This window comes from Clostridium aciditolerans (assembly GCF_016316925.1).
In the GTDB taxonomy this organism is placed as follows: Bacteria; Bacillota; Clostridia; order Clostridiales; family Clostridiaceae; genus Clostridium_AM; species Clostridium_AM aciditolerans.
This window is the reverse complement of record NZ_JAEEGB010000062.1, coordinates 1-6,486: the sequence shown is the minus strand read 5'-3', so window position 1 is coordinate 6,486 and position 6,486 is coordinate 1. Positions and strand designations below refer to the sequence as shown.

At 31.0% G+C, this 6,486-nt stretch carries 8 protein-coding genes and 1 riboswitch; of the genes, 5 read left to right on the top strand and 3 right to left on the bottom strand.

All coding sequences use genetic code 11. The annotated features are described in order from the left end of the window. Positions 1–586: formate--tetrahydrofolate ligase (locus tag I6U51_RS24455; protein WP_211145153.1), on the bottom strand; the 586-nt coding region annotated here is incomplete at its 3' end. Positions 587–681: 95 nt separating this feature from the next. Next, a riboswitch (ZMP/ZTP riboswitch) is annotated at positions 682–767 on the bottom strand. Positions 768–934: 167 nt separating this feature from the next. On the opposite strand from I6U51_RS24455, the gene I6U51_RS24450 reads away from it, so the two are divergent. After that, positions 935–1,096 carry an HAD hydrolase-like protein gene (locus tag I6U51_RS24450; protein WP_343069868.1) on the top strand — a complete coding sequence of 54 codons (162 nt, stop codon included), beginning with the start codon at positions 935–937 and terminating at the stop codon, positions 1,094–1,096. Positions 1,097–1,210: 114 nt separating this feature from the next. After that, positions 1,211–1,681 (top strand): DUF2975 domain-containing protein, encoded by a 471-nt coding sequence (locus I6U51_RS24445; RefSeq protein ID WP_211145152.1) that lies wholly within the window; start codon positions 1,211–1,213, stop codon positions 1,679–1,681. 230 nt (positions 1,682–1,911) lie between these two features. On the opposite strand, the gene I6U51_RS24940 is transcribed toward I6U51_RS24445, so the two are convergent. Continuing rightward, positions 1,912–3,006, bottom strand: a complete 1,095-nt coding sequence (locus I6U51_RS24940) for a hypothetical protein (RefSeq protein ID WP_246517683.1) — start codon at positions 3,004–3,006, stop codon at positions 1,912–1,914. A gap of 340 nt (positions 3,007–3,346) precedes the next feature. Here I6U51_RS24940 and I6U51_RS24435 point away from each other — a divergent pair, with 340 nt between their 5' ends. From I6U51_RS24435 to I6U51_RS24425, 3 genes are all read left to right on the top strand, one after another. Then, the gene (locus tag I6U51_RS24435; RefSeq protein ID WP_211145151.1) at positions 3,347–4,069 is read left to right on the top strand and encodes a phosphatase; all 723 of its coding nucleotides are present in this window, start codon (positions 3,347–3,349) and stop codon (positions 4,067–4,069) included. Between the two features lie 209 nt (positions 4,070–4,278). Then, a complete protein-coding gene (locus I6U51_RS24430; RefSeq protein WP_211145150.1) occupies positions 4,279–4,485 on the top strand; it encodes a hypothetical protein in 207 nt (68 codons plus the stop codon). 15 nt (positions 4,486–4,500) lie between these two features. Continuing rightward, positions 4,501–4,794, top strand: a complete 294-nt coding sequence (locus tag I6U51_RS24425) for a spore coat protein (RefSeq protein ID WP_211145149.1) — start codon at positions 4,501–4,503, stop codon at positions 4,792–4,794. A gap of 121 nt (positions 4,795–4,915) precedes the next feature. Here the strand turns inward: I6U51_RS24425 and I6U51_RS24420 are convergent, their stop codons facing one another. Then, positions 4,916–6,130 (bottom strand): LL-diaminopimelate aminotransferase, encoded by a 1,215-nt coding sequence (locus tag I6U51_RS24420; protein ID WP_211145148.1) that lies wholly within the window; start codon positions 6,128–6,130, stop codon positions 4,916–4,918. Between the last annotated feature and the right edge of the window lie 356 nt (positions 6,131–6,486).

Genomic DNA, 6,486 nt, shown 5'->3' with positions numbered 1-6,486 from the left:
CAAATCCATCTTCTCTTGGCACTCCATTTGCTTTTCCACCCATACCATCAACAACAAATCTTAATTGTCTGTCGTTCATGTCAACGCATCTTCTCCAAACAATTCTTCTTGGGTCGATATCTAAAGCATTTCCTTGATATATATGGTTGTCTATCATTGCAGCTAAAAGGTTATTTGCTGCTCCTATTGCATGGAAATCACCTGTAAAGTGAAGGTTTATATCTTCCATTGGAACAACTTGAGCATATCCGCCGCCTGCTGCTCCTCCTTTTACTCCAAATACAGGTCCTAGTGAAGGTTCTCTTAATGCAACTATTGTATTTTTACCTATTTTTGATAAAGCATCTGCTACCCCTATTGACGTAGTAGTCTTTCCTTCACCTGCTGGTGTTGGATTGATTGCTGTGCATAGTATTAGCTTGCCATTTTTTCCTGGTGTTTTCTTCAAAAGATTGTAATCTACTTTTGCTTTATATTTTCCATAAAGCTCTATGTCCTCCTCGGAAACACCTATTTTTGAAGCAATTTCTCTAATGTCTTGTGGTTTACACTCCTGTGCTATTTCGATATCTGATTTAAAACCCATTTTGAAATACCTCCATCTCTAATTTTTCTTTTATTTTTTATTCCTATTTTAATTAAAGATGTCCAGGAGTTAACAAAAAAACATAAAACCCCCTGGACATTTGCCCAGGCGGTCGACATTTTTACTTTACAAGTCGCACTCCCTGTGGTAAACTCCACTTCCGCCAGTTATGTGACTTTTTAGTTTAAAAAATTATTTTTTAAACATGCATGTAATTATGAATTTTTTGATTATATTTTATATATTAAAGGATAATGTAAATTATGTCAATCTATAAATATGAAGTTATATTTCTGTACCTTCCAATAATAATTCAATTAAAATCCGATCGTGAGAATTCCTCAAACTTTGTTCCATAAACCAAGCAGTCATGTAGATGAAGTCATATCCTATGCACTTGAAAGCTGCAATATCTTAGAAAAATCAAAAGTTATTATAATCGGTGACAGAGAGCATGACATTATAGGCGCTAAAAAGAGTGACATTCACTCAATTGGAGTTTTGTTTTGAACCTAAATGAGTATATTTCAAATATCTATTTTAGGAATTTCGACAAATATTTATTGATAAACAATAAATATTGTATTATAATGGTATAAAATACAATAAAAGGAGATGGTTTTAATGAAAAATGAAAAGATTAAATCTTTATTAATATCATTTTTGTGGATCTCATTAATTATAATGACCGTGGCTTTTATAGGAGGTAGTTTTCTTTTTATATTTGACGCAATTAATGGGAAGGTTACGTTAAGTATTTTATTTAAAAAGATATTTGTAGCAATTGTACTTTTAGGATATGCAGTTTTAATGTATATTTTACTAGGTATAGCAAACAGTTTCAAAGAAAGTGCTTTTGTTAGAGCCAATGTAAAGCGATTTAATTATATAGGATATATTTTTTTCATAGAAGCACTTGTTCAAGCGATTTATAGTTCAATAGTTATACCTGGCCTTGGCTTATTTGAAATATTTGGAATTAATGTAACGATAGAAGTAGTATCACTGGCAATTATTTCATTGACGTTTTTTTTCATAGCAGATGTATTTGATAAAGCAATAAAAATAAAAGAAGTTAATGATTTGACTATATAGAATAGTTAATTTGCTTAGTAAAAAGCAGTATTATAATTATCATTTAATTTATAATACTGCTTTCAATATATAGTAAATTGTTGGATTAGCCTATATTTCTACAAGTTGATACTCTCTTTTTCCTAAACCTATTTTTTCTGCATAATCGAGAGTATACCTGCCTTCCGTTGTTTTCATCACTATCTAGAAACAATTAATATAAAACAAAATGTGATGAACCTCACCACATTTTACTGAACTTTTTCGCTTCCTATTTGTTTTATTAATTCCAAAATTTTATTTTCATCTAGCTTTGTATACTTTTTGATTTTTTCTATAGTTTCTCCATCTTTAATCATTTCTGCTGCTGTCTCTATTTTTCCTTCTTCTTTTCCTTTTTTTATACCTTCTTTTATACCTCTTTGCATTCCTCTTTCCTCAACCTTAGGATCGTAAAAGCTCTTTACCATTTCTTTAACCTCCTCATCAAAATCTGTATACTTTCCGTACATACTTAAAAAATATGAATTAATGTTTTCTATTGCAGATGTCATTTCATCATAATCTTCTAAAGTTACCTTATTACTATTATACGATAAATCTATAGCTTTTAAAGTATCTTCTATAACTATTTTTAATTCATTATATACTTCAATCATTTTACTTTTCTTATTTTCAAAGGATAAGATACTAGTACTTATATCATACATTTTCCTTCTTAATTTGAATACCTGCAGTGGTAATAATAGATACATATTTTCCTTTAATAATTTATCAATATCATACTTAAAATACTTTAATACTTTGCAACTATAAGTAATTGTATCTTGTTTTGGAATTTCTATTTCTAAATATATATTGTCTGGTACATTCTTATCTTCTTCTAAAACTATAAGATACGGGTCTGGTAATTTTATTTTTATTCTACCTTCCCTTATACTATTATAATCTGCAATTTTTATTGCTCTTTCAAAACCATATCTAAACATTCTTATAGCCATACTTTTTTCATAAATTGTTTGGAATTCTATTTCATATTCATAAATCTTTTCTCTATCTACAACCTTTATGTACATATCGGCATAAAAACTTATGTATCTGCTGCTTTTCTTTTCGAAATTATTGATTTCTTTATCAGCATAATATAATTTAGCTTCATAAGATATATCATCACTATAGGCTGCGTTAAGGAAATCTATAATTGGTATAGTGTTTTTTAATGTAAATAATCGCTTTAGAATCTTATCCATCTGAATATGATTTTTTCTCTTTTTCTTTCCATAACCACTGCTTTCTTCTTTTTTCAAAGTTACAGGATAACTCTTTTCGGCACATGAATAAGCCATACTATATGCCTCCAATACTTATAGGTATAATATGGTCTACTTTACCAGATATTATGCAAACATTTGTTCTTGTAGTATAATTTATATAAGCTGAAATATTAGAATATAAATAACTCCTCTCAATAAAATAATAAGTGTGGAACCACAATGTTAGGAAAATTTTCTCTGTGTTTCAGTTGATGCACTAGCTTTTGTAGCTAAAGAAAAAACTATACTTACAGCACATATTATGATTGTTAACTTGTTTTTAAAAGTAAGCAATTATCTGACTTAAATAAAAAATATAATATATAATAAAAATAGTATTAATTTTAATTACAACCTGAAAGGAGTAATATATATGAAATGTCTTCTTGATATGCACACTCATACTATAACCAGTGGGCATGCATACTCAACTTTATTAGAAAATGCAAAATGTGCCAGCGAAAAGGGGCTTCAACTTTTAGGCACTACAGATCATGGATCTTCCATGCCTGGTGCTCCTCACGAATGGTATTTTGGGAATTTTAAGGTACTCCCAAAAGAACTTTTTGGTGTTACTATGCTTTATGGCTGCGAAGCCAACATTATAGATTATGAAGGAAACTTAGACTTGCCAATATCTCTTCAGGAACAAATGGATATATTAATAGCAAGTATCCACGAACCAGTAATGGAAGCAAATGAAAATGCTGATTTAAATACATCTGCCTTTTTAAAAGTTATGGATAACCCAAATGTACATATTATAGGCCATTCAGGCAATCCTAAATTTCCAATTCATGCAGAAGAATTAGTAAAAAAGGCAAAAGAAAAAAATATACTTATTGAAATAAATAATAGTTCCTTTGTAAGCTCAAGAATTGGAAGTGAAAAGAACTGCACTAAAATAGCTCGCCTATGCAAAGAGCATGGAGTAAAGATAATATTAAATAGTGATTCACATTTTTGCCTCAATATAGGCAATTTCGATGCTGCTCTAAGTATGCTGAAGCAGATAGATATGCCTGAAGAGTTAATTATAAATAGAAGCAAGGAAGAGTTTCTTGATTTCCTAAGAGTCAAAGGGAAAAATTTTTAACGTCAATTTGAATTTTTAGTATACTTTAATTTAAAGGGTCTGTTGCAAAATGAAATTTTGCAACAGCTCTTTTATATTCCCCAAAAAGCAAATGAAGAAAGGCCATTTTATTACTTTTGAATATAATTTGAGTTATATGTTTAATATAATACAAATTACATATACTAATGCAGGAGTTAATACATAAAGCATTGAATGGAGGTTCGAAAATGAGAAAACTTGCTGAAGGAGAAATACTTTCATTAACAGGATTATTAAAGTTTGAGAGAGATGGCTTAGCAGTTTCAAAGGCTATGCAAGCATTAATAACAGACGATGAATTAAAAAAGCAAGCAGAATCTGGTATATTGGCAGCTGAAGGTAGAATTAAAGGGCTGCAGCAATTTATCAATGAGAATAGCGTAGCAAGAGTATAGAGGAGGTAAAATGCTATGTCAACTATTTTAAGCAATATAGTTCAAAACACTACTGATATAAATGATGAGGTTATAGCTGGAAATATGCTTGCCGCTGCTAAAGGCGCAGCAGATGCCTATCTAAATGCAACAATGACAAGCACAACACCAGAATTAAGAGCACTTTATTCATCTAGCCTTAATCAGGTGGTTGGTGGTCATTCAGCACTTACTGAGTTAAGCATAAATAGAGGTTGGAATAAACCATATGATCCACCTACTCAACAACTCTCAGATGTTGTAAATAAGGCTGAAACAACAGTCCAGTAGATTAAAAAATAAAGAGTCATTTTGACTCTTTATTTTTTAATCATTTAAATCATATCTACATTGAAATATAGAAGTAAAGATATATAAACATCTTATTATTGTATATCCTAATTTTATCTTCCTACAGTTTCTTAATTCTCTCAACGGCCTCTACCGTATTTTCATAAGTACCGAATGCTGTAAGTCGGAAATATCCTTCTCCCTGTGGACCAAATCCGACTCCTGGCGTACCTACAACATTTGCATTTTCCAATAAATAATCAAAAAACTCCCATGAGGTCATATCATTTGGTGTCTTCAACCAAATATATGGTGCATTTACACCACCAAATACATGATAACCTGCTGACCTTAACCCTTCGCAGATCACTTTTGCATTATTCATATAATAATCAATTTGCTTTTTTATCTGCTCTCTTCCACTCTTAGAGTAAACAGCTTCCCCTGCTCTTTGAACTATATAAGGTGCTCCATTATATTTTGTTGCCTGACGTCTAGCCCAAAGTGCATTCAAGGAAACATTAGAACGTTTCAAATCCTTTGGGACAACTGTATATCCAAGTCTTACCCCTGTAAATCCAGCATTCTTTGAAAAACTCTTCAGCTCAATGGCACAGGTTTTTGCACCTTCACATTCATAAATTGTATGTGGTACATTATCCTCTGAAATATAGGCCTCATATGCTGCATCATATATAATAACTGCTCCTACTCTATTTGCATAATCAACCCAAACTTGAAGCTGGTCTTTTGTAATTGTTGTCCCCGTTGGATTGTTAGGAAAACATAGATAAATAATATCTGGTGTTTCCTTTGGAAGCTCTGGTGCAAAATTATTATCTGGAGTACATGGCATATAGATAACATCACTCCATCTTTGTGTAGTCTCATCATATGTTCCTGTTCTACCAGCCATTACATTTGTGTCTAAGTATACAGGATATATAGGATCACAAACAGCAATTTTATTATCTATACTAAATATTTCTTGAATATTACCTGCATCACATTTTGCGCCATCACTTACGAATATTTCATCTATTGAAATATCAACATCACGAGACCTGTAATCACCTTTTACAATTGCATTTCGCAAAAATTCGTAACCTGAGCTTGGTGCATATCCTTTGAAAGTATCTGCATTTTTCATTTCATCAACTACATAATGTAAAGTATTAATAATAGTTGGCGCTAATGGTTGAGTTACATCACCAATTCCCAAAGGGATAACTTTCTTATCAGGATGCTTCTCCCTAAAAGCAGCTACTTTCTTTTCTATGAATGAAAATAAATATCTTCCTGGTAGCTTCAAATAATTATCATTAATTTTGTACATATGATTGCCTCCTTATTGTATTTTCTCTGTATGTATCATTTGTTGCGCCATAAGATATTTTACTCAGCTAAGCCATATTATGTTACTCTCATCCCATGCTCATAAAGCCATTTACGAATCTATCATTAAAAAAATATTAACAGAGTGCAAGCAGAGAACCAAAATCTATGATTTTGCGTAAATCGCTTTCACAGAGTGCAGGAGAGTATTAGAGCGGGTAGTCATCGGATAAAATAAAAAAAGTAGGACTTAATTCTACTTTTTGTGAGGCAGTATAATCTTTGAAATAGGCTTTTTAAATGTCTATTTCATACATTTAAAAAATGCTCTGTCTACTTTATAATAACGGTATAAAT